This is a genomic window from Lactobacillus sp. UMNPBX12 (assembly GCF_002553955.1).
In the GTDB taxonomy this organism is placed as follows: Bacteria; Bacillota; Bacilli; order Lactobacillales; family Lactobacillaceae; genus Lactobacillus; species Lactobacillus crispatus.
This window is the reverse complement of record NZ_PCYY01000013.1, coordinates 32,259-53,203: the sequence shown is the minus strand read 5'-3', so window position 1 is coordinate 53,203 and position 20,945 is coordinate 32,259. Positions and strand designations below refer to the sequence as shown.

Genomic DNA, 20,945 nt, shown 5'->3' with positions numbered 1-20,945 from the left:
AGTAGGACTGTTAATCTCTATGAAACTTCTGTAGAATAGACATATGGAGGATTTTATGAGAGGTTATTTTGTTAGTTTTGAAGGCCCTGATGGCGCCGGGAAAAGTACAGTTTTAAAAGAAGTATTGAACCAAATTGGTTCAGAGCTTAAGACACAATATCTTGTGACGCGTGAACCAGGCGGTTCAAAAATTGCAGAAAAAATTCGCGACATTATTTTAGATCCTGCTAACGACAAGATGGACAATAAGACCGAAGCGCTTTTATATGCTGCATCACGTAGTCAGCATGTGGAAGAGATTATTCGTCCAGCTTTAAAGGAAGGCAAAGTCGTATTTTCAGATCGCTATGTCGATAGTTCTTTAGCTTATCAAGGAGCGGGACGTGATTTAGGAATTCAGGAAGTTAAGCAAATTAATGATTTTGCAACGGATAAATTAGATCCTGATCTTACTTTTTTCTTAGATCTTGATCCTGAAGTAGGGTTAAAACGAATTGAAAAGCTGCGTCCGGGTCAGGAAGATCGTTTGGAACAAGAAAATCTTGCCTTTCATAAAAAGGTTTATGCCGGTTTTCTCAAGGTAAAAGAGACGTATCCTGAACGCTTCGTAACTGTTGATGCTACGCAGCCAATTGATCAGGTAGTTGCTCAAGTTATTGCAACATTAAAGCAAAGAATGCCAGAGTTATTTTAAGGATTGATTTAGATGAAGTTAGTAATTGCAATTGTGCAAAAAGAAGACTCTAATGATTTACAACGGGCCTTTGTTCAAAATGATTTTCGTGCTACTAAGTTAGCAACTTCAGGTGGTTTTTTAAGTCAAGGAAATACTACCTTTTTAGTAGGTTGTGATGACGATAAAGTAGACGATGTATTAAAGATTATTAAGGAACAGTCCCGAGCAAGAGAGGAAATTGCAACACCACATATGGTTTCAACTGGGTATGAAATTACACAGCCTTTGAAAGTGACAGTCGGTGGTGCAACTTGTTTTGTTGTTCCAGTTGATGAGTTTAAACGCTTCTGATGATTGATCTTAGTAATGTTGGGAAAAAGCAAACCCAATTTTTAAAAAGAGCATATGACCAAAAAAAGTTAGCTCATAGTTATCTTTTTGTTGATAGCGATGAGGCACGGGCATTGAATACTGCACACTGGCTAGCTTGTTTGTTTAATTGTACTGGTGAAAATAAGCCGGATGGCAGCTGTCAAAATTGTCGGCAAATTTTGTCAGGTAACCACCCAGATGTATTGCTAGTAGCGCCTGATGGAAAACAGACTCTAGGGATTGATCAAATTCGTCCCTTAAAAGAAGAATTAGCCAAAAGCCCAGTTGAAAGTACTCGCCGTTTCTTCTTTATTAATGAAGCACAAAAGTTAACTTTAGCTGCAGCAAACGGCTTATTAAACTTACTAGAAGAACCAGTAGCGCCAGTAGTTACGATTTTGATTACTAACAATAGTGATCAGATTTTACCAACGGTGCGTTCACGGACCCAGATCATTAATTTTGACAATGGTGAGAGGGCTAGTGGTAGGACTGCAGTCTTACTGGAGAATGGTTTTTCAAAAGCAGAAATTGAGGAACTGGGTAATCTTGATAAATGGAATCAGGCAATTAAATATTTTTATCAAGAAATGCTGGAACACAACAGCTTAGCACTTGTCAGTGCACACAAGCTAGCTGCTGATGCTAAGCTAGTGTCAGAGCAGGGTTACATCTTGCTTCAGTTAAAATTATTGGCCGAGCAAGATTTGCGTAATCCTGCTAAAAGAATAATGGCGGCGACAATGCTTAAGAATTTAATTGAAATAGACAAAATGCGTTTGAGTAACGTAAATTTACAAAATGCGTTAGATTATCTCGCCTTAAAATGGAAGTAGGTGTTTAGATTGGATCCATATTCAAAACTGAAAAAGATTGAAGAAACAACAGAAAATATGACCAAGACGATTGCCAGCTTGGAAAATGATATTTTAGAAACATTAAAAGAAAACACGGAATTGAAGGTAGAAAATCAATTACTCCATGAGAAGCTGGACAAGTTAACGGCAAATCAGCCTGCACCTGAGACTAAAACGCAGAGTGGCTTGGAATCATTGAAGAAGATTTATGATTCAGGGTATCACATTTGCAATATGTACTATGGCTCGCATCGTGATCCAAGTGCAGATTGTATGTTTTGTCTTGATATTTTGGACAATTTTGGCGAAAAAAAGGGCAAGAAAAAGGACGGTAGATAATGAAACGTCAAAGCAGTTATGCAAAAGATGAAGGAAAGCTTTATTTAGTGCCAACTCCGATTGGTAACTTGGAAGATATTACTATTCGTGCTAAAAAAGTTTTAACCGATGCAGATTATGTAGCCGCAGAAGATACAAGAACTAGTGGGATTTTACTGGAAAAAATTGGGGTTCATAATAAAATGATCTCTTTTCATAAGTATAATTCCAAAGAGCGGGCGCCGGAATTGATCAAGTTGATGAAGGAAGGGGCTGTGATTGCCGAGATTAGTGATGCGGGGATGCCAGTGATTTCTGATCCAGGTTATGTGTTGGTGCAAGAATGCATTAAGCATGATATTCCGGTTGTACCACTTCCTGGTCCAAATGCTTTTTCAACTGCTTTGATTGCTTCCGGTTTTAATCAGCCATTTACTTATTATGGCTTTTTACCAAGAAAATCGTCGGAACAGAAGACATATTTTGCACAGATGCGCGATAATAGAGCAACATCAATTTTTTATGAAGCCCCGCACCGTCTAGCAAAAACCCTCAAAACATTGGCTAGTGTGCTACCAAAAGATCGTCAAATTGTTGCTGCACGTGAATTGACCAAAATCCACGAAGAGTTTATCCGGGGTAGTGTGGAAGAAGTCACGAATTACTTCAGTGAGAATGCTCCACGCGGGGAATTTGTGATTCTAGTTTCACCTAATACAGAAGCGCCTCAGCAACTATCTTGGACAGAATTAATTGACTTAGTTAATGACTTGGTTGAAAAAGGTGAATCCAAGAAAGATGCAATTAAACAGGTAGCCAAGCAGCATCATGTTTCTAAGAATGAATTGTATGATCAATATCACCAGGATTAATTATGAAGTATACCGAAGAATATCAAATTGAATTTAAAGATTGTGACGAAAATCGGCGTTTAAAATTACCAGCACTAGTTGAGTTAATGATGCAGGTTTCTGAGCATCAATTAAGTCAAGGCGGTGCCGGGACCGATGATTTGGTCAAGCGCGGTCTCGGCTGGGTCGTAACGCAATATCATTTTGAGATTAGTGACCTACCTAAACCCGGTGATCAAGTTATCTTGAGTACTGAAGCTAGTGGCTATAACCGCTTTTTTGAATATCGTGATTTTGGCGTTAGTACGGCAGACGGCAAGCCATTAGTAACTGTAAAAAGTCAGTGGGTAATGCTTGACTTGAAGAAACGGCATATGGTGCCAGCCGATACTAAAATGATGGAAGATTGGGGTGCACTACTACTTAAAAAGATGCCGCGTTTTCCACGTTTGCGTGCGCGCGACAATTATGAACATATTCGTCCGTATCGCGCACGCTATGATGATTTGGATACCAATCATCATGTAACTAATAGTCATTATTTCAGTTGGTTTGTTGATATGTTGGATCGTAACTTTTTAAAAGAACATATCGTTACAGCAATTGATATTAAATTTGATAAAGAAGTTCATTATGGTGAGAGTATAAATTCTTGCATGGACTTGGTTCAAGATGATATTGTTACTACATATCATGCAATTGAAGCAGAAGATGGGACAGTTAAGGCCGTCTGTGAATTAAGTTGGCGTAAGATATAGTAATAACATGACGCTATTAGTCATGCTTTTTTAATTAGTAGGAGGAATCGGTCGAATGAATACAAAGAAAATTTTACGAACGGATTTACAGCAACTAGTCTTTTTAGGTATTGTTGTTGCAATGAAAATTATTCTAAGTCAATTTTCTTTTGGTCCAGTCATGGTTAAAGTAGGACTGGGTTTTATCGGAAGCGTTTTACTAGGATATCTTTTTGGTCCACTCTGGGGAACCATTGGCGGCGGAATTAGTGATTTAATTTCATCTGCACTTTTTGGCAATCAAGGTGGCTTTTTCATTGGTTTTACTTTAACAGCAATGGCAGGCCCATTTATCTACGCCCTGTTTTTATATAATAAGCCAGTTAAAATTTGGCGGATCATTGCTTCTACTATTCTGGTGACTGTAATTGTCAATATTGGCATGAATACCTTATGGCTACATATTATGTATGGTATGAATTTCAATGCGGCTTTGATCCAACGTTTACCTAAGGAGACGATCGTTCCTTGGATTCAAATGGTTATCAGCTACTTTGTTTTACAAGCCGTTTCTCGTGTTAAAATAAAAAAGTGATTTAAAGCGAAAAGAGAAAAATATATAAAATGAAAATTTTAAGTGTTTCGACAGCTACTAATCATTTGAGCGTGGCCTTGAATGATGGTCAACAAATTATTGTTGAGAAAAATGAACGAGATGAGCGTAATCATAGCGAACATCTTGATCCTTTGATTGATGAAATTTTAAAAGATAATGATTTAAGCTTAAAAGATATTGATCGTTTTGCAGTTGCTATTGGGCCAGGTTCTTATACTGGACTAAGAATTGGAATCACTACTGTTAAGATGTTTGCCAGCATTTTAGATAAAGAGGTTGTAGGAATCTCAACTTTACAAGCTTTGGCTAAAGGCGTTCAAGAAGACGCTTTGGTAATTACTGGTTTAGATGCAAGAAATGACAATTATTTTGCGGCCGGTTATTTAAGCGGTGCTGTACCAGAGAATGTCATTCCAGACGGTCATTACAATATCGACGTTTTAATTAAGGCAATTCAAGATTATGCGGCCAAGCATGAAGTTAAGAAAATTGTTTTTGTGGGCTCAGGTCTTGAAAAGCAAGATGAAAAATTTAAAGCTTTGAATATTCCATATATTTATGGAACTGAAGAAGAGAATGTCATCCATGCTGGGCTAATTGGACAATTAGCTGAAAATGCGGTTCCAGTTGATCCAGATAAATTATTGCCACGTTACTTGCGTCGAACTCAGGCTGAAGTAGACTGGCATAAAAAGACAGGCAAACCATTCGAGCCAGATAGTCATTATGTTGAAGAAGTTTAATCAATTTTTCCATCAACAGTTAAATCGGATTGATATGAGTTTTACCCCGTTTATTGCGAATGTAAACGGTAAGAGACTACAAATTATGCAAGCTACAGATGACAATATTCCTGACCTGCTTGTATTAGAGGAGCAAGTTTATTCAGGTCGGACACCGTGGAATAAGTTTTCATTTGAGCGAGAACTAGAGAAGCGGCATAATTGTCTTTATTTGGTAGTGTATTATGAATCGATGCTAGTTGCATTTATTGGTGCGCGTTTTACTCCAGAAGAGACGCATATTACTAATATTGCAGTAGCGCCGGCTTTTCAAAATATGCATATTGGTCGTTACTTAATGCAATTGATTATTGATCGGGCGCGTGAAAATGACAGTGATTGCGTTAGTCTAGAGGTAAGAGTAGATAATGAGATTGCCCAAAAGCTATATCGTTCCTTAGGTTTTGAAGGTACCTTCATTCGTAAAAACTATTACCATGATACTCATACCGATGCTATGAACATGGTTTTATGGTTAAAACCACATCAGATTAAAAGAAAGAAGTTTACGTTTTGAGTGAAAAAAAAGATGTTCGCATTTTAGCTTATGAGAGTTCTTGTGATGAAACTTCCACTGCTGTCATTAAAAATGGGCGTGAGATTGAAAGCTTAATCGTAGCAACGCAGATTAAGAGTCATCAACGCTTTGGTGGTGTAGTCCCTGAAGTTGCTAGTCGTCATCATATTGAAGTGGTTAGTCAGATTACTAAAGAAGCTTTGGCTGAAGCTAATTGTACTTGGAAAGATATCGATGCAATTGCTGTGACTTATGGCCCTGGCTTAGTTGGTGCTCTTTTAATTGGTGTAAGTGCAGCTAAGGCTGCTTCAATGGCAACGGGTATTCCTTTGATTGGTGTTGATCATATTATGGGGCACATTATGGCAGCTCAACTAAAAGATGAGATTGAATATCCAGCTCTTGCATTACAGGTTTCAGGTGGACATACTGAAATAGTTTTACTTAAGGATCCTGTTCATTTTGAAATTATCGGTGATACGCGCGATGATGCTGCTGGCGAAGCATACGATAAGATTGGTCGTGTTCTTGGGGTAAACTATCCAGCAGGTAAAACTATCGATGCCTGGGCTCATGAAGGCAAGGATACCTTTAACTTCCCACGAGCAATGATGGAAGATGATGACTATGACTTCTCATTCTCAGGACTCAAGTCAGCTTTTATTAACACTTGTCATCATGCTGATCAGATTCATGAAAAGTTGAATAAGTATGATCTGGCTGCAAGTTTTCAAGCAGCAGTAATTGATGTTTTGGCTCATAAAACAATTCGCGCAATTAAGCAATATAAGCCCAAGACCTTTATCATGGGTGGTGGGGTAGCTGCCAACCATGGCTTACGTGATCGCATGAGTGCAGAAATTGCTAAGTTGCCTAAAGCAGACCAACCTAAGGTGATTTTGCCAGATATTAAGTTGTGTGGTGATAATGCTGCAATGATTGGGGCTGCTGCGTATAATCTTTATAATAATGGTCAATTTGCGGATTTGACTTTGAATGCTGATCCATCACTTGAATTGCCATATGCTAAGAGCATGTTGAATTAAATAGAATAACTTTTTAAATCAAATACCTAGAACGATTATTTCTAGGTATTTTTTTCTACGTAAAGTCAAGCGCAATAAGGTGTTTGGCTTTATTTTTTACCTAAATTTTGTCATGAGTATCTTTTAGTGGCGATTTATTTTTTTAGAAAGCATACTAAATAAGCCCACCTCTATATTTAATTTATGGGCTTAGCGTTATAATGTACTTGATCAATTAATTACGACTAAAGTCTTTTTGGTTATGTGTGGCTACGTTGTAATCATATGGTTGATCATTGATAATCAGGGCATAAATGGTTCTGATTAGTTTATGAATTGAAGCAATAGCTATCTTTTTGAACCCTTTGGTTTGAGAGGATAGCTTTTTGCTTTCATAATAATCTGCTATATGACACGGATTTGTCTTAGCTGCATTATCAATTTGTCCAATAGCTCGATAAAGCAACTTACGTGCGACTGCATTGCCATGTTTAGTAATACTTAAATTAGAGTCCATTTCTCCTGACTGATATCTGCCTGGATCAATTCCGATAAAAGCATTGATTTTATTAGGATTACTAAATCTGCGTAAATCTCCTAACTCTGCTAAAACTCTGACAGCAGTGGTCTGTGCAAAGCCTGGAATGCTTTCTAGGTTTTCTAAATCATGATTAGGCAAAGACTTCGCTAACTTAACCATTCTTGCGATTAAATTTTCTCTTTGATCACTTAAATTAAGCAATCTGTGTGCATAATACTGCACTTGCTCGACTTCTATGCTAGAGCAAGATACAACTGGATAAGCTTGATAAGCTAATTCAATTAATTTATCTGCAGTCCTTAGAGCGTGTTTAAAAGCAATCCCCTTTAAGCTCATTAACCAGTTAATAAGCTGTTTTTTATCTTCTCTTCTTACTAAGTCACAATGAGGATATCGCACAACTATTTGCCAGTAATTTTTACCTTTAGCAGAAGAAAATAAATTTTCAATTTCAGGAAAAGTCGATTGTAGAGCTTGGTGAAGTCGATTTTTAGCCATTACTAAGTCAGCTGTTAACTGGTCATAGAAGCGGCTCAAAGCATTAAGCTGCTTATAAGTTTGAGATTGAAGTTGATTAATTGGATGATGATATAGTCTTTGAATTAAGGCTAAATGATAAGCATCAGTTTTATCAGTCTTATTATGACGTAGTCCCATATCCATTTCTTTTTTAGCTTTAAGAGGATTAAGAATTACATATTCATAGCCGTAGTCTTCAAGAAAAGCCTGCAGTCTGCGTGAATAAACACCGGTAGCTTCAAAAATAATTTGTGGATGTTTAGAAAAAGCAGCCAGCTCATGAAGTAATTGAATAAAACCAGGACGATTATTAGTAATGGTTAGTTCATTTTTGCTTTCACCAATTAGTTCACAAACAGTAGAAGTAGACTTGCTTACATCAATTCCAAAAGTAACTTGCATAATAAAAACCTCCAAAACTTAGTAGTAAAACGTATTTACTTAAGAAATCAGATCTAATTTTCTAAACTCGACATCTAAGTCTCCACATTCTTCGAAGAGACTATTGAAAACTTAAGTAAAACTGCCAGTTTATTATGCGACATCAAGTGTCTAAAGACCTCAGGGCATATCGTTTTACTACTACTTTAATTCTACAAAAGAATAAAAATAGTGAATCAATTATCCCGTCGGATAACTAATTCACTATTTAGCTTAGAATGTTTACTATGTCTAAATTTAATAAAGAACAAAAAATAGAAATTTATCATAAATGGAAAGATGAAAATATCTCAATCAGTCAATTGGCTAAAGCGTACAGAATGAATCTAGCTAATTTAGACTATATGCTTAGATTAATTGATATGCACGGAATAGAAATTTTAACTACTAAAAACCAAAGCTATTCCAAAGAGATCCAGCAGCTGAAAGAAGAAAACTTGCGATTGCGTATTGTGAACGAATACGTAAAAAAACTAAGTGCCTTGGATCAAGAAGATCAGAAGAAATAGCTAGGGTGATTACGGATCTAAGGCAAGAATTCAAAGTTAGTTTAAATTATGTATTAGCTGCGATTGCAGAGCACCCTGAGCTACCTATAATTGCCAGAAGCTCATACTACAAGATTATCAAACGACAGCCCGCCAAGCCTAAACGGTCAAAGCTTATTGCTAGAATCCATGGGATTTTTAATCATCATCAGGGCCGCTATGGATATCGCAGAGTAGCTTTGCAGTTAATCAGAAAGGGCTGGAAAGTTACGGAGAAAACCGTTCGCTATTGGATGCATAAATTAGGTCTTAAAGGCATCAGGCGCAATAAGCGCAAATATTCAAGCTATAAAGGTACTATTGGCAAAATAGCTCCAAATTTAATTCATCGTGATTTCTTCGCAGCCCTGCCTAACACAAAATGGTATACTGATATCACTGAATTTCATCTTAATAATGAAAAGCTTTATTTATCGCCTATTCTAGACGGCTGCGGTGGCGATATAGTTTCTTATACTATCTCCAAACATCCAGATATGGATTTAGTAATGACAATGCTTGACAAGGCTTTTGCCAAAGAAACAGCTCTTAATAACAGCATTTTTCATACTGATCAGGGCTGTCAGTATCAAAGCCCTCGTTATCAGCGAGCTTTAAAACTCCATGGTATTACTCAAAGCATGTCCAGAAAGGGCAACTCCATGGATGATGGGCTAATGGAGAACTTCTTTGGCCTGCTCAAAACTGAAATGTTCTATGATCAAGAATACAAGTATCATAATCTTCAAGAATTAACTCAAGCAATCGAGGAATATATCGAATACTGTAACAACGAAAGGATAAAGAGCAGATTAAAAGGCTTAACCCCGAAAGAGTATCGAAGTCAAGCCTGTATTAATCCAATATTTTAATTGTCTACTTTTTACGTCTCAGTACATAGAACTTACTTATTATACTTTTATTCAAAATTGTCCATTTCTTCGATTGCCTTTTCCCAGGCAGAATTTGCTTCATCTAATTTCTGTTGTACATCAGAAAGCTGTTCTTGCAGTGGCCCCAATTTATCAAAGCTTGAAGCAATTTCTGGATTGGCCATTTCGGTTTGGATTTCTTGCTCTCGTTCTTCAAGCTGTTCAATTTGTTTTTCTGCATTATCAATTGCACGCTGCAACTTTCTCTTTTGAGAATCACGTTGCTTTTGCTCTTGGTAAGAAAGTTTTTGCTGGCTAATTTGTTTGCTTGGCTCGACTTCTGGCTCAGCGGCACTATTTTCAGCCATAGCTGCTTGTTTTGCCTTCTCATCAAGATAATAAGAATAATTGCCATCGTAGACTTTAGCATGCCCATCGCGAACTAAAACAATCTTATTAGCTAGTTGATTAATAAAGTAACGGTCGTGGGAAACAAAGAGCAGGGTACCATCAAAGTCTTTTAAAGCTTTTTCTAGTACTTCTTTTGCTTCGATATCTAAGTGGTTAGTTGGTTCATCCATCAGTAAGAAGTTATCATGTTCAAGTGATAAAACAGTTAAAGTTAACCGTGCTTTTTGTCCACCAGATAATTGACCTACCGTTTTATCAATGTCTTTAGCTGTGAATAAAAAGCTGGCTAAGATTGACCGTACATCGCGTTCAGGCATGGTTTTGTGACGATCCCAAACAGTATCCAATACAGTCTTAGATGGATCTAGTCCTTGTAATTCTTGGTCGTAATAACCAATCTCAAGGGATGCGCCATACTTAATTGAGCCACTCTTGGGCGTTAATTGCTTCATAATAGTCTTAAGCAGAGTAGATTTACCGATTCCATTTGGTCCAATAATCGCGACGCGATCTCCTTTATTAATCTGGAAGGAAATATCTTTAACCATGGTTTTATCGGGATAACCAATCGTCAAATCGTTGAAAATTAATACTTCCTTGCCAGAAGGATGATCGCTTGAAAAATGAATCCGTACCTTATTTTTATGTTTAGGTGGAGTAATCCGCTCAATTTTTTCTAGTTTTTTACGCCGACTTTGTGCACGCTTAGTGGTAGTTGCTCGAACCAAGTTTTTTTGGATAAATTCTTCATCTTTTTTGATTTCAGCTTGTTGCTTTTCATAAGCGGCTTCTTGGTCCTTATCACGTTGCTCGCGCTGCATGACATAGGCTGAATAGTTGCCCTTAAAAGCAGTTAATTTACCAAATTCTAGTTCAAAAATTTGGGTTGCTAAATGATCTAAGAAATATTGGTCGTGGGAAACCACGAGGATTGCACCACTGTAATTCTTTAAAAATCCTTCCAACCAATCTAGGGTATCTAAATCTAAGTAGTTAGTTGGCTCGTCCAATAACAACAGAGCAGGTTTGCGTAAAAGTAATTTAACGAAAGCTAACCGTGTTTTTTCACCACCAGATAAACTACCAATCTTTTTCTGCCAAGTACCTTCAGGAAACTTAAATCCATTTAAGATACTCTTGATATCAGATTGATAAGTATAACCGCCTTTTTGTTCAAAGTTGAATTGCTTTTGATCGTATTGCTTAAGCAATTCTTGATCTTCAGGATGATCTGCAATTTTTTCTTGTAGTTGAACTAAGCTTTTTCCTTCCTTTATTAAAGGAGCGAAAACGGTTTCCATTTCATCCCAAATGGTTTTATTTTCATCTAATGCATTTTCCTGAGCGATATAACCAACATCAATGCCTTTATTAACTGTAAATTCGCCGTGAGTTGGTTCTTGCTCACCAGTCATTATTTTTAACAGGGTGGTTTTACCAACCCCGTTAGGGCCAACCAATCCGATTCTGGCATTGTAATCGATTGAAAAATTAACATTTTTGAATAATGTGTTGGCCCCAAATTGTTGTTCTAAATCGTGTCCTTGTGCAATAATCATAATTTTTCACCTAACCACTATTCTACCATATAGCGCAAATTGTTTGTTTTTAAGTTAAATATGTGAAAAAAATGATAATTTGTGAAAAAGATACTTGCATAAGTACTATCATAGCAGGTATGATAGAAGTGCTTGATTGTACATTCACAAACATTTAAGTTTGGAGGGTTCCTATATGGAAAAAATAAAAATCCCAAAAGCAACGGCAAAAAGATTACCATTATATTACCGTTATTTGATTATTTTAAATGAAGAAGGCAAAGATAAGGTTTCTTCAACTGAGCTGTCAGAGGCAGTTCAAGTAGATAGTGCTTCAATTAGAAGAGATTTTTCATACTTTGGTGCGTTGGGAAAACGTGGCTATGGATATGATGTAAAGAATTTATTGAGCTTCTTCAAGAAAATTTTGAATCAAGATACTTTAACTAATGTTGCTTTAATAGGTGTAGGTAATCTGGGACGGGCGCTGCTTAATTACAACTTTAAGCGCAGTAATAATATTCGAATTTCCTGTGCTTTTGATATCAATAAGGAGATTACTGGTCGTATCTTAAGTGGTGTCCCCGTTTATGACATGGACGACTTAAAGCAACAACTAAGTGATCAACAGATTACAATTGCAATTTTGACAGTTCCTTCAACAGCTGCTCAGAAAACTACAGATGAAATGGTTGATGCGGGTGTAAAGGGAATTATGAACTTTACTCCGATTCGTTTATCAGCTCCAGCTGATGTGCGAGTACAAAATGTAGACTTAGCAACCGAATTGCAAACGTTGATCTATTTCTTAGATAGTGACAAAGAAAACTAAATTTGAGTAAAAGAAAAAGCCGATTTTCGGCTTTTTTTCATGCAGTTGTTTCACTCTTGATTAATTTGACAGGCAAAATATAATTCTTTTGGCGCAATTTTTCGTCAGGATTGGAAATTCGGGTAAGCAATAACTTAACCAATAAAGTTGCAATATCATGAATTGGCTGAGCAATTGTGGATAGTTCCGAATGGTAAGTTTGAATTTGCTTTGTTCCGTCAAAACCAATCACTTTTAATTCCTTAGGCACTTTAATGCCTAATTTTTTTGCTTCTTGTAAAACTAAAACTGCAGTTAAATCATCTGTGCAGACGACGCCATCAGGATGATCATTGACTAACATGTCATGAATTTTCATATTTTTAATGTTGGAAGAATCAGAAAAAGCAACTGAACGAATGTGGGCTGAAAAGTGACATTCCTTTGCTTCATCAAGATAAGCTGCTAGTCGTTCGTCAGTCGGATTACCTTTTCTGTGTTCATTGCCCAGAAAGTAAATTTTGTGACAACCAGCTTGAACCAAGTCATGTACTGCCAACTTGATGCCTTGATAATTATCACAACTAACAATTGGAACATTATCAGATAGCTTTCGGTCGAAAGAGACAATTGGCAAACCTAGTTGTTGGTATTCATTGATACCTAGATTGTGCGCACCAGCGATAATGCCATCAACTTGATTAGCCTGAAGCATGCGCAGATATTCGCGTTCTTTTTCTTTGTTTTGTCCTGCATTGCATAGGATTACTTTATAGTTTTGTTGGAATAAAGTGGTTTCGATATCCTGTACTAATTCCGCAAAAAAAGGATTAGTGATCTCAGGAAAAATCAAACCGACTAATTTCATTTTCTTTCCTTGTAATGAGCGGGCAATAGAATTGGGACGATAATTTAATTCCCGCATTGCGGCAAAAACTTTATCTTTAGTTTTTTGACTTAAATAGCCATGGTTGTTGATTACCCGCGAAACGGTAGTTACAGAGCAACCGGCTTTTTTGGCAACGTCGCTTAATTTTGCTGCCATAGTATCACCTGACGTTTAAAGAATTGTTTGCATTTGCCAAAGCTTGCCAGTGTAGTCAATGTCTTGAGCAAACGCAATTTTTTTGTTGGTCTGATCGGCAAAGTAGCGTCCAGTCAATACCTTTTCACCATCATTAACGAATACTTCAATTAATGAATGATCAACAAAGATATCAAGCTTGAGGTCATGATTTGGTGAAAGCGTAATAGCTCGACTTTCGCCATAATCAACTGCTACTTTTTGCCCAGCATGAGCACGATCTAATACTAATTTACCATTTTTGGTATTGAAATTGAGCTGTAAACTGTTACTTAAGTCATTATTTGCAGCTAAATGTAAAGTGCCACTTTGGTTAGCCTTAATTGTTAATTCAAGTTCAAATTGTTGGCCGGCTTGATCGCTGACTACTTGATTAGATATGCTTGCTTCGTTTTTGCGGATACTGCTTATTGCCTTAACTGGCGTTTGAATTAACTTGTCACTCTTTAGGTGGAGTTCCTTCACTTGACTCAAGCAGTTAGCCCAGTTTTCATCATCAGTAGGGTAAGTAGTGTCAGGCAAGCCAACCCAACTGACTTCGTAGGCATTACCATCTGGGGCGTTAAAGGCCTGAGTGGCATAAACATCGAACCCGTGATCCAAATTGTGTAATTTACCTGGATTAATTAACTTATGATTTTCCCAGTCAATATCATCAGCAATAACGTACATATTTGGGTAAATGTCATCATAAGCTGCTACTTTTTTGTCTAAACCCTGAGGACAGAAAATGACCACGACTTTGCCATCAACACGGACGATGTTGGGACACTCGATCATGTAGCCCATGTCTTCGTTGGTAAAGTCTAAGAAGCCCAATTCTTCCCAGTTCTTTAGATCCTGAGACTTCCAAACGTCAATGTGACCGTGTTTTTCCTTTTTATCTTGGGCACCTAAAATTGCGTAGTAAGTGTCATTTTCTTTGATAATTTGGGGATCGCGAAAATGTTCGGTGATGTGATCTGGATTCTTAAATAGGATGGTTTTGTCTGAAACTTTATTATTTTTATCCATCCAAGCACCGATTTGATAAGGAGTACGTACCCAATTTTCATCGCGGTGGTTACCGGTATACATGATGAAAAGCTTACCATCGATTTCGCGAGCAGAGCCAGAATAAGCTCCATGTGAATCAGCCATTGTGTCTGGTTCAATACCTAAGCCTAAGTTTTCCCAGTGAACCATGTCAGTTGATTTGAAGTGCCACCATGACTTTAGACCGTGAACTGCACCGAATGGATATGATTGATAGAAGAGGTGGTAAGCACCATCAAAGTAGGAAAATCCATTAGGGTCATTAATTAAGCCAGAAATAGGATGCAAATGATAGCGCATTTGGTAAGGGGAGTTTGCGGCTTGTGCTTGCAAATGCATTAATGTATCAGCGTCCCAATCTTGATAAGGTAAGTAACGTTTTTCTCTTGTCCATTCCATAAATATACCTCCATGAAAGCGTTGTCTTTTTACATGTATTTTAAGTTAGTCTGAAAAATATGTCAAACGTTTAACAGAAAGGAAAATACTTATTAATTCATAAGTAAATAAAAGAAATAAAGAATTTTATGTCAAACGATTGACATATTTTTTGAATGCGTTATCATAATTAGTGAATTGAGAATAAAACGTTTACATAGGAGGAATCAATATGGACCACAGAAAAGTGGCTGAACGAGTAATTAAAGACGTCGGCCGTGACAATATTATTGCCGGTGCCCACTGTGCTACTCGTCTGCGTTTAGTATTAAAAGATGATTCAAAAGTCGACCAAAAAGCATTGGATAATGATCCAGATGTTAAGGGTACTTTTAAAACCAATGGTCAATATCAAGTAATTATTGGGCCAGGGGATGTTAATGACGTTTACGATGAGTTCATTAAAATCACTGGTTTAAAAGAATTATCAACTGATGACTTAAAGAAGGTTGCAGCTGAAGGTAAAAAGAAGAATCCAGTAATGGATTTCATTAAACTTTTGTCTGACATCTTTGTTCCAATCATTCCAGCCTTAGTTGCTGGTGGTTTGTTGATGGCTTTGAACAACTTCTTGACTTCACCAGGTCTGTTTGGACCAAAGTCAGTTGTTCAGATGGTACCGAATGTTGCTGGTATTTCAAGTATGATTCAAGTTATGTCAGCAGCTCCGTTTATTTTTATGCCAATTCTAGTCGGAATGTCGGCAGCTAAACGGTTCGGTGCTAACCAATTCTTGGGTGCTACAATCGGAATGATTATGACGACACCTGGACTCCTTGGTGCAAATCACTTCTGGGACATTTTTGGCTTGCATGTTGCGCAAACTAACTATCAATACCAGGTTATTCCAGTTTTAGTAGCTGTTTGGGTATTGTCAATTTTGGAAAAGTACTTCCACAAGCACTTGCCATCAGCTGTTGACTTTACCTTTACGCCACTTCTTTCAATTATGATTACTGGCTTTTTGACTTTTACAATTATTGGGCCAGTCTTCAAAGGCGTATCAGATGGTATTACCAATGTTATCGTTTGGCTATATGACACTACTGGTGCCTTTGGGATGGGTGTCTTTGGTCTTACCTATTCAGCTATTGTTACTACTGGGCTTCATCAAAGTTTTCCAGCGGTTGAAACTCAGCTTTTAGCAGCCTTTGCTAAGAATCCAGCCAGCTCTGGTGACTTTATCTTTGTTACCGCATGTATGGCTAACGTAGCTCAAGGTGCCGCAACTTTCGCTGTTTACTTCTTAACTAAGAACAAGAAGATGAAGGGCTTGGCTAGTTCATCAGGTGTTTCAGCACTTCTTGGTATTACTGAACCAGCACTTTTCGGTGTTAACTTGAAGTATAAATTCCCATTCTTCTGTGCCTTAATTGGTTCAGGTGTAGCTGCTGCTTTTGCGGGCTTGATGCATGTTACTGCAGCCGCTCTTGGTTCAGCTGGTTTCTTAGGCTTCCTTTCAATTTATCCTAAGACTATTCCAATGTGGGTTGTTTCCGTATTAATTAGTTTTGCTGTTGCCTTCATCCTTACTTATGTTTATGGTAAGGGTCATTTGAAGGAAGAAGTTGCTGAACAAGATGTTCCAGTAAACGACGCAACTGATTATGCTGAAGAAACTCAAAAGGCTGAAAAGCTTGGTAAGGAACAAATGGCATTAAAGGATGAAGTTATTGCTTCACCAGTTGATGGTACTCCTGAGAGTTTAACTAAAGTTAATGATCAAGTATTCTCTGCTAAGTTAATGGGTGATGGTGCAGCCGTTATTCCAAGTGATGGTACGATCTATTCACCAGTTACTGGTACTGTGACTATTGCTTATGAAACTAAGCATGCTTATGGCATTAAGTCAGACGATGGTGCAGAAGTATTGATTCACATTGGTCTTGATACTGTAAACCTTAAGGGCGAGCACTTCGAAAGTTTCGTTAAGCAAGGTCAAAGAGTTAACAAGGGCGATAAGCTCGGCACAGTTGACTTAGATGCTGTGAAGAAGGCAGGCTATGATACTACTGTCATGGTAGTAATTACTAACACTGCCAACTATGCAAATGTTTCAAGAATTACTGATGCGGGTGACAAGCACGGCGACAAGTTGATTGCTGTTACTGCACACAATTAGTTTCTTCTACTCCTCTAGAAAAAATTAAAACAATTAGAATAAAAGACGCTAAGAAAGATTGTTTCTTGGCGTTTTTTAGTACTAAGTGTTGCACTTCAATTTTAAGTTTGAGTAAAATGTTCTCTATAAAGAAAAACAAAGTGAGGGTATGTTTTATGAAGTTAAAAAGTGGAGTTATTGGAGTATTAGTAACTGGATTAACTGTCTTTAGCATTAATCTAACTAGCTCTAAAATAAAGGCAGCGATAACAGTGCCTAATCCTAAGACAGATTATGTAGTTAAAACTACTTCTAATGTGTATAAGAGTAATGGTAAGAGGACCAGTTTTAAGACACGTGGTCAGATACAAACCGGTAATGTTCCAGTAATTGAATCACAACTATATGAAGGCAAGTTCATTAATGTGCAAGGAACTAAGACGATTAATGGTACTGCTTATTATAAGATCGGTCCTAACGCATACATTAAACAAAATAATGTTTTAAATTATGCTCAAGAAAAAGCAAAGCTTGAGGCATATCAGGCACAAGATGATGTGAATGATGATTCAGATCAGTCAACAGAATTAAGCTCTGATGATGTGAATTTTGACATAGCTTGGTATGACAATATTAATGAGGATCCATCTCCAGCGATGTTCGATGATTCAGGATATCATAATAGAGTGATTAAGAATGCTCGTAAATTATTAGGCTATTTCACTTATGGAACAGGTGCATACCGAACTAATTTTGGCAGTTGGCGTCATCCTAATAAAAACGGTTCAACTGATTGTTCAGGATTTGTGTGGATCGTAATGAAGAGAGCAGGATATCGTGTAGGAAATGCTCCATTTTTTACTCTGCCAATGGAACGAGATGCTAAAAGTACGCATGGCTATTTGAAGAAAATTTCTGCCAAGAATATTCGCCCAGGTGATATTGTGATTGTTAATACTGGCAATGGTGTTGGTCAAAACGGACATGCAGCAATTGTTGATGGCAAATATGATGGTTGGGACACGCAAATTATTGAAGAGGGCGGCAACTTAGGTGTAGATGATGTGCACCGCTCTAGTTTAGGTAGCTCACTGAGCGATAAGCTGGCCAAAGGTCGAATCACTTATGCTCGCCCCGTTAAATAGTATGCTCTATGCTATAATTTTGCTAATCAATAAAGGATAATAAGAATGAAAAAGAACAGCACGCTTAAACATGTCTGGATTATGACGGCTGTCTATTGGGTAGTAGGTATTCTAAGTATTTTCTGGGGTAAGCTTGATCATACTTTTGCGTCTCAATTAAAAGAGATCAATAATATTTACGTGTTAGTTTTAATAATTATCTTAAGCTTGCCGCTACTTTTATCGCTGTTATTGTCGGTTAAAGTAAAAATGCCACGTTTGATCTGCAATCCACTAGTTGCTGTAATTTATCTATTAGTGGTAATTGCAGCAGGTGTAGCATATAACTTACAAAATATTATTGGCTACTTCATCCCAATCATTCTCTTCATTATTATGGCGCTAGTTGCTGTTTTCTATGCTTTGGTTAAGACTTTTAGCAGCAGAAAAAGTGGTAAATATTTTTTTATTGATGGTAAAGATAAGAAAGAATGCCATGATTTCTGGGATGCTTATAAGAAGTACTATGTAATGGGATTAACTTACGGCATTATTGATGGTTTGATTACTGTAATTAGTTAAAAAAGTTAAGAAAAATCAAAATTAGCACTCAATTGAAAAAAGTGCTAATTTTTTCTTGCTTTTTTTCACAAAACAGTTTATTATCATATTTGTAAGTTAGCACTTAGCAAATAAGAGTGCTAATGATTAATAAAGTAATAAAAAATATAATGAAGAAAATTAAACATAAGGGGGACTAAACGTGTTACAACCAATTGGTGATCGCGTGATCGTTAAAGTTAAGAAAGAAGAAGAAGAAACTGTTGGTGGCATCGTTTTAGCATCAAATGCTAAGAAGAAGCCAACTGAAGGCGAAGTTGTAGCTGTTGGTGAAGGTGCTTACGCATCAAACGGTGAAAAGATTCCAATGGCTGTTAAGAAGGGTGACGTAGTTCTTTACGATAAATACTCAGGCACTGACGTTGAATACGAAGGTGAAAAGTACTTAGTCCTTCACGAAAAAGACATTTTAGCTATTGCTAAGTAATTTAGTTAAAATTTCCAACGATAATTAAGTAAATTAAGGAGCATAGATAATCTATGGCAAAAGATATTAAATTCTCAGAAAATGCAAGACGTTCTCTTTTAAAGGGTGTTAATAAGTTAGCTGATACTGTTAAGACTACTATTGGTCCTAAGGGTAGAAACGTTGTTTTGGAACAAAGTTACGGCAACCCTGACATCACTAACGATGGTGTTACCATTGCAAAATCCATCGAGTTAAAGGACCACTACGAAAACATGGGTGCTAAACTTGTTGCTGAAGCTGCTCAAAAGACTAATGATATTGCTGGTGACGGTACTACTACCGCAACTGTTTTGACTCAAGCAATTACTAATGAAGGTATGAAGAACGTAACTGCTGGTGCTAACCCAGTTGGCATTCGTCGTGGTATTGAAAAAGCTACTGAAGCTGCTGTTAATGAATTGCACAAGATTAGCCACAAGGTTGAATCAAGAGACCAAATTGCTAACGTAGCTGCAGTTTCATCATCTTCAAAGGAAGTTGGTAACTTAATCGCTGACGCTATGGAAAAGGTTGGTCACGATGGCGTTATCACTATTGAAGATTCACGTGGTATCAATACTGAACTTTCAGTAGTTGAAGGTATGCAATTTGATCGTGGTTACTTATCACAATACATGGTAACTGACAACGATAAGATGGAAGCAGATCTTGATAATCCTTACATTTTGATCACTGACAAGAAGATCTCAAACATTCAAGATATCTTGCCACTTCTTCAAGAAATTGTTCAACAAGGTAAGTCATTATTGATCATTGCTGATGACGTTACTGGTGAAGCTCTTCCAACACTTGTATTGAACAAGATTCGTGGTACCTTCAACGTTGTAGCTGTTAAGGCTCCTGGCTTTGGTGACCGTCGTAAGGCTCAGTTACAAGATATTGCTGCTTTGACTGGTGGTACTGTGATTACTGATGACTTAGGTCTTGAATTAAAGGACACTAAGATTGATCAATTAGGTCAAGCTCGTCGTGTAACTGTAACCAAGGACTCAACTACTATTGTTGACGGTGCTGGTTCAAAGGATGCTATTCAAGAACGTGAAGATTCAATCAGAAAGCAAATTGAAGAATCAACTTCAGACTTTGACAAGAAGAAGCTTCAAGAACGTCTTGCTAAGTTAACTGGTGGTGTAGCTGTTATCCACGTAGGTGCTGCTACTGAAACCGAATTGAAGGAACGTCGTTACAGAATTGAAGACGCTTTGAACTCAACTCGTGCCGCTGTTGATGAAGGTTACGTTGCTGGTGGTGGTACTGCTTTAGTAGACGTTGAGAAGGCTATCAATGATCTTAAGGCTGATACTGCAGATGAAAATACTGGTATCCAAATCGTATTAAGAGCTTTGTCAGCACCAGTTCGTCAAATTGCTGAAAACGCAGGTAAGAATGGTGAAGTTGTTTTGAACCACTTACTCAAGCAAGAAAACGAAATTGGCTACAATGCTGCTACTGATACTTGGGAAAACATGGTAGATGCTGGTATCATTGACCCAACCAAGGTAACCAGAACCGCTTTGCAAAATGCTGCTTCAATTGCCGCTCTTCTGCTTACTACTGAAGCTGTTGTTGCAGAAATTCCTGAAGAAAAGCCAGCTAACCCAGCTCCACAAGCTGGTGCACCAGGAATGGGTATGTAATTATATATCTTAATGCTTTAGCATT

20 protein-coding genes and 1 pseudogene are annotated in these 20,945 nt (G+C 37.4%); 17 read left to right on the top strand and 4 right to left on the bottom strand.

From position 1 onward, the window contains the following. Positions 1–55 precede the first annotated feature (55 nt). Genes tmk through tsaD form a run of 10 tightly spaced genes read left to right on the top strand, consistent with a single transcriptional unit; the run spans position 56 to position 6,772 of the window. Positions 56–694 (top strand): dTMP kinase, encoded by a 639-nt coding sequence (gene tmk, locus CP363_RS06630; protein ID WP_005728616.1) that lies wholly within the window; start codon positions 56–58, stop codon positions 692–694. 12 nt (positions 695–706) lie between these two features. Continuing rightward, positions 707–1,027, top strand: a complete 321-nt coding sequence (locus tag CP363_RS06625) for a cyclic-di-AMP receptor (RefSeq protein WP_005728615.1) — start codon at positions 707–709, stop codon at positions 1,025–1,027. Then, positions 1,027–1,884 (top strand): DNA polymerase III subunit delta, encoded by an 858-nt coding sequence (locus CP363_RS06620; protein ID WP_098036026.1) that lies wholly within the window; start codon positions 1,027–1,029, stop codon positions 1,882–1,884. Before CP363_RS06625 ends, CP363_RS06620 begins: the two co-directional genes overlap by 1 nt. Positions 1,885–1,893: 9 nt before the next feature. After that, positions 1,894–2,244 (top strand): DNA replication initiation control protein YabA, encoded by a 351-nt coding sequence (gene yabA, locus CP363_RS06615; RefSeq protein WP_005721578.1) that lies wholly within the window; start codon positions 1,894–1,896, stop codon positions 2,242–2,244. Next, positions 2,244–3,095: a 16S rRNA (cytidine(1402)-2'-O)-methyltransferase gene (gene rsmI, locus CP363_RS06610; RefSeq protein ID WP_013085854.1), complete on the top strand. Its 852-nt coding sequence runs from the start codon at positions 2,244–2,246 to the stop codon at positions 3,093–3,095. The genes yabA and rsmI overlap by 1 nt, the downstream gene beginning before the upstream one ends. A gap of 2 nt (positions 3,096–3,097) precedes the next feature. Continuing rightward, a complete protein-coding gene (locus tag CP363_RS06605) occupies positions 3,098–3,832 on the top strand; it encodes an acyl-[acyl-carrier-protein] thioesterase (protein ID WP_061204444.1) in 735 nt (244 codons plus the stop codon). A gap of 55 nt (positions 3,833–3,887) precedes the next feature. Next, positions 3,888–4,406: a folate family ECF transporter S component gene (locus CP363_RS06600; RefSeq protein WP_013085856.1), complete on the top strand. Its 519-nt coding sequence runs from the start codon at positions 3,888–3,890 to the stop codon at positions 4,404–4,406. Positions 4,407–4,435: 29 nt separating this feature from the next. After that, the gene (tsaB, locus tag CP363_RS06595; protein ID WP_013085857.1) at positions 4,436–5,170 is read left to right on the top strand and encodes a tRNA (adenosine(37)-N6)-threonylcarbamoyltransferase complex dimerization subunit type 1 TsaB; all 735 of its coding nucleotides are present in this window, start codon (positions 4,436–4,438) and stop codon (positions 5,168–5,170) included. Further along, positions 5,154–5,726, top strand: a complete 573-nt coding sequence (rimI, locus tag CP363_RS06590) for a ribosomal protein S18-alanine N-acetyltransferase (RefSeq protein ID WP_013085858.1) — start codon at positions 5,154–5,156, stop codon at positions 5,724–5,726. Before tsaB ends, rimI begins: the two co-directional genes overlap by 17 nt. Further along, complete coding sequence (tsaD, locus tag CP363_RS06585; protein WP_098036025.1) at positions 5,723–6,772, top strand: tRNA (adenosine(37)-N6)-threonylcarbamoyltransferase complex transferase subunit TsaD; 1,050 nt, start codon at positions 5,723–5,725, stop codon at positions 6,770–6,772. Before rimI ends, tsaD begins: the two co-directional genes overlap by 4 nt. Positions 6,773–6,986: 214 nt before the next feature. On the opposite strand, the gene CP363_RS06580 is transcribed toward tsaD, so the two are convergent. Beyond that, the gene (locus CP363_RS06580; protein ID WP_098036024.1) at positions 6,987–8,213 is read right to left on the bottom strand and encodes an IS110 family transposase; all 1,227 of its coding nucleotides are present in this window, start codon (positions 8,211–8,213) and stop codon (positions 6,987–6,989) included. Positions 8,214–8,479: 266 nt separating this feature from the next. On the opposite strand from CP363_RS06580, the pseudogene CP363_RS06575 reads away from it, so the two are divergent. Beyond that, positions 8,480–9,651: pseudogene (locus CP363_RS06575) on the top strand (IS3 family transposase). Positions 9,652–9,698: 47 nt separating this feature from the next. Here the strand turns inward: CP363_RS06575 and CP363_RS06570 are convergent. Next, positions 9,699–11,621 (bottom strand): ABC-F family ATP-binding cassette domain-containing protein, encoded by a 1,923-nt coding sequence (locus CP363_RS06570; RefSeq protein ID WP_089146055.1) that lies wholly within the window; start codon positions 11,619–11,621, stop codon positions 9,699–9,701. 175 nt (positions 11,622–11,796) lie between these two features. Between CP363_RS06570 and CP363_RS06565 the strand changes: the two genes are divergently transcribed. Then, positions 11,797–12,432, top strand: a complete 636-nt coding sequence (locus CP363_RS06565; protein ID WP_005720571.1) for a redox-sensing transcriptional repressor Rex — start codon at positions 11,797–11,799, stop codon at positions 12,430–12,432. Positions 12,433–12,469: 37 nt separating this feature from the next. Here CP363_RS06565 and CP363_RS06560 read toward each other — a convergent pair whose 3' ends face one another. Both CP363_RS06560 and CP363_RS06555 read right to left on the bottom strand, forming a co-directional pair. Continuing rightward, complete coding sequence (locus CP363_RS06560) at positions 12,470–13,456, bottom strand: LacI family DNA-binding transcriptional regulator (protein ID WP_013085865.1); 987 nt, start codon at positions 13,454–13,456, stop codon at positions 12,470–12,472. A gap of 15 nt (positions 13,457–13,471) precedes the next feature. Continuing rightward, positions 13,472–14,929: a sucrose-6-phosphate hydrolase gene (locus CP363_RS06555; protein WP_089145331.1), complete on the bottom strand. Its 1,458-nt coding sequence runs from the start codon at positions 14,927–14,929 to the stop codon at positions 13,472–13,474. Between the two features lie 211 nt (positions 14,930–15,140). Here CP363_RS06555 and CP363_RS06550 point away from each other — a divergent pair, with 211 nt between their 5' ends. From CP363_RS06550 to groL, 5 genes are all read left to right on the top strand, one after another. Beyond that, entirely contained in the window at positions 15,141–17,090 is a 1,950-nt protein-coding gene (locus CP363_RS06550) for a sucrose-specific PTS transporter subunit IIBC (RefSeq protein WP_089147180.1), read from the top strand. 155 nt (positions 17,091–17,245) lie between these two features. Beyond that, positions 17,246–18,214 carry an NlpC/P60 family protein gene (locus tag CP363_RS06545; RefSeq protein WP_005728606.1) on the top strand — a complete coding sequence of 323 codons (969 nt, stop codon included), beginning with the start codon at positions 17,246–17,248 and terminating at the stop codon, positions 18,212–18,214. Positions 18,215–18,259: 45 nt separating this feature from the next. Further along, entirely contained in the window at positions 18,260–18,775 is a 516-nt protein-coding gene (locus CP363_RS06540) for a hypothetical protein (protein WP_098036023.1), read from the top strand. Positions 18,776–18,956: 181 nt separating this feature from the next. Continuing rightward, on the top strand, positions 18,957–19,241 hold the full coding sequence (gene groES / locus CP363_RS06535; RefSeq protein ID WP_005720560.1) for a co-chaperone GroES: 285 nt from the start codon (positions 18,957–18,959) through the stop codon (positions 19,239–19,241). Positions 19,242–19,294: 53 nt separating this feature from the next. Beyond that, positions 19,295–20,920 (top strand): chaperonin GroEL, encoded by a 1,626-nt coding sequence (gene groL, locus CP363_RS06530; protein ID WP_005720558.1) that lies wholly within the window; start codon positions 19,295–19,297, stop codon positions 20,918–20,920. The last annotated feature ends 25 nt before the right edge of the window (positions 20,921–20,945 follow it).

Bases quoted from the DNA above. Each gene is read 5' to 3' on its own strand.
- CP363_RS06625 (WP_005728615.1), top strand. From the start codon at position 707: ATGAAGTTAGTAATTGCAATTGTGCAAAAAGAAGACTCTAATGATTTA.
- CP363_RS06565 (WP_005720571.1), top strand. From the start codon at position 11,797: ATGGAAAAAATAAAAATCCCAAAAGCAACGGCAAAAAGATTACCATTA.
- CP363_RS06570 (WP_089146055.1), bottom strand. From the start codon at position 11,621: ATGATTATTGCACAAGGACACGATTTAGAACAACAATTTGGGGCCAAC.
- CP363_RS06600 (WP_013085856.1), top strand. From the start codon at position 3,888: ATGAATACAAAGAAAATTTTACGAACGGATTTACAGCAACTAGTCTTT.
- CP363_RS06545 (WP_005728606.1), top strand. From the start codon at position 17,246: ATGAAGTTAAAAAGTGGAGTTATTGGAGTATTAGTAACTGGATTAACT.
- CP363_RS06605 (WP_061204444.1), top strand. From the start codon at position 3,098: ATGAAGTATACCGAAGAATATCAAATTGAATTTAAAGATTGTGACGAA.
- tmk (WP_005728616.1), top strand. From the start codon at position 56: ATGAGAGGTTATTTTGTTAGTTTTGAAGGCCCTGATGGCGCCGGGAAA.
- CP363_RS06620 (WP_098036026.1), top strand. From the start codon at position 1,027: ATGATTGATCTTAGTAATGTTGGGAAAAAGCAAACCCAATTTTTAAAA.
- CP363_RS06550 (WP_089147180.1), top strand. From the start codon at position 15,141: ATGGACCACAGAAAAGTGGCTGAACGAGTAATTAAAGACGTCGGCCGT.
- rimI (WP_013085858.1), top strand. From the start codon at position 5,154: ATGTTGAAGAAGTTTAATCAATTTTTCCATCAACAGTTAAATCGGATT.
- tsaB (WP_013085857.1), top strand. From the start codon at position 4,436: ATGAAAATTTTAAGTGTTTCGACAGCTACTAATCATTTGAGCGTGGCC.
- rsmI (WP_013085854.1), top strand. From the start codon at position 2,244: ATGAAACGTCAAAGCAGTTATGCAAAAGATGAAGGAAAGCTTTATTTA.
- CP363_RS06540 (WP_098036023.1), top strand. From the start codon at position 18,260: ATGAAAAAGAACAGCACGCTTAAACATGTCTGGATTATGACGGCTGTC.
- CP363_RS06560 (WP_013085865.1), bottom strand. From the start codon at position 13,456: ATGGCAGCAAAATTAAGCGACGTTGCCAAAAAAGCCGGTTGCTCTGTA.
- CP363_RS06555 (WP_089145331.1), bottom strand. From the start codon at position 14,929: ATGGAATGGACAAGAGAAAAACGTTACTTACCTTATCAAGATTGGGAC.
- CP363_RS06580 (WP_098036024.1), bottom strand. From the start codon at position 8,213: ATGCAAGTTACTTTTGGAATTGATGTAAGCAAGTCTACTTCTACTGTT.
- groL (WP_005720558.1), top strand. From the start codon at position 19,295: ATGGCAAAAGATATTAAATTCTCAGAAAATGCAAGACGTTCTCTTTTA.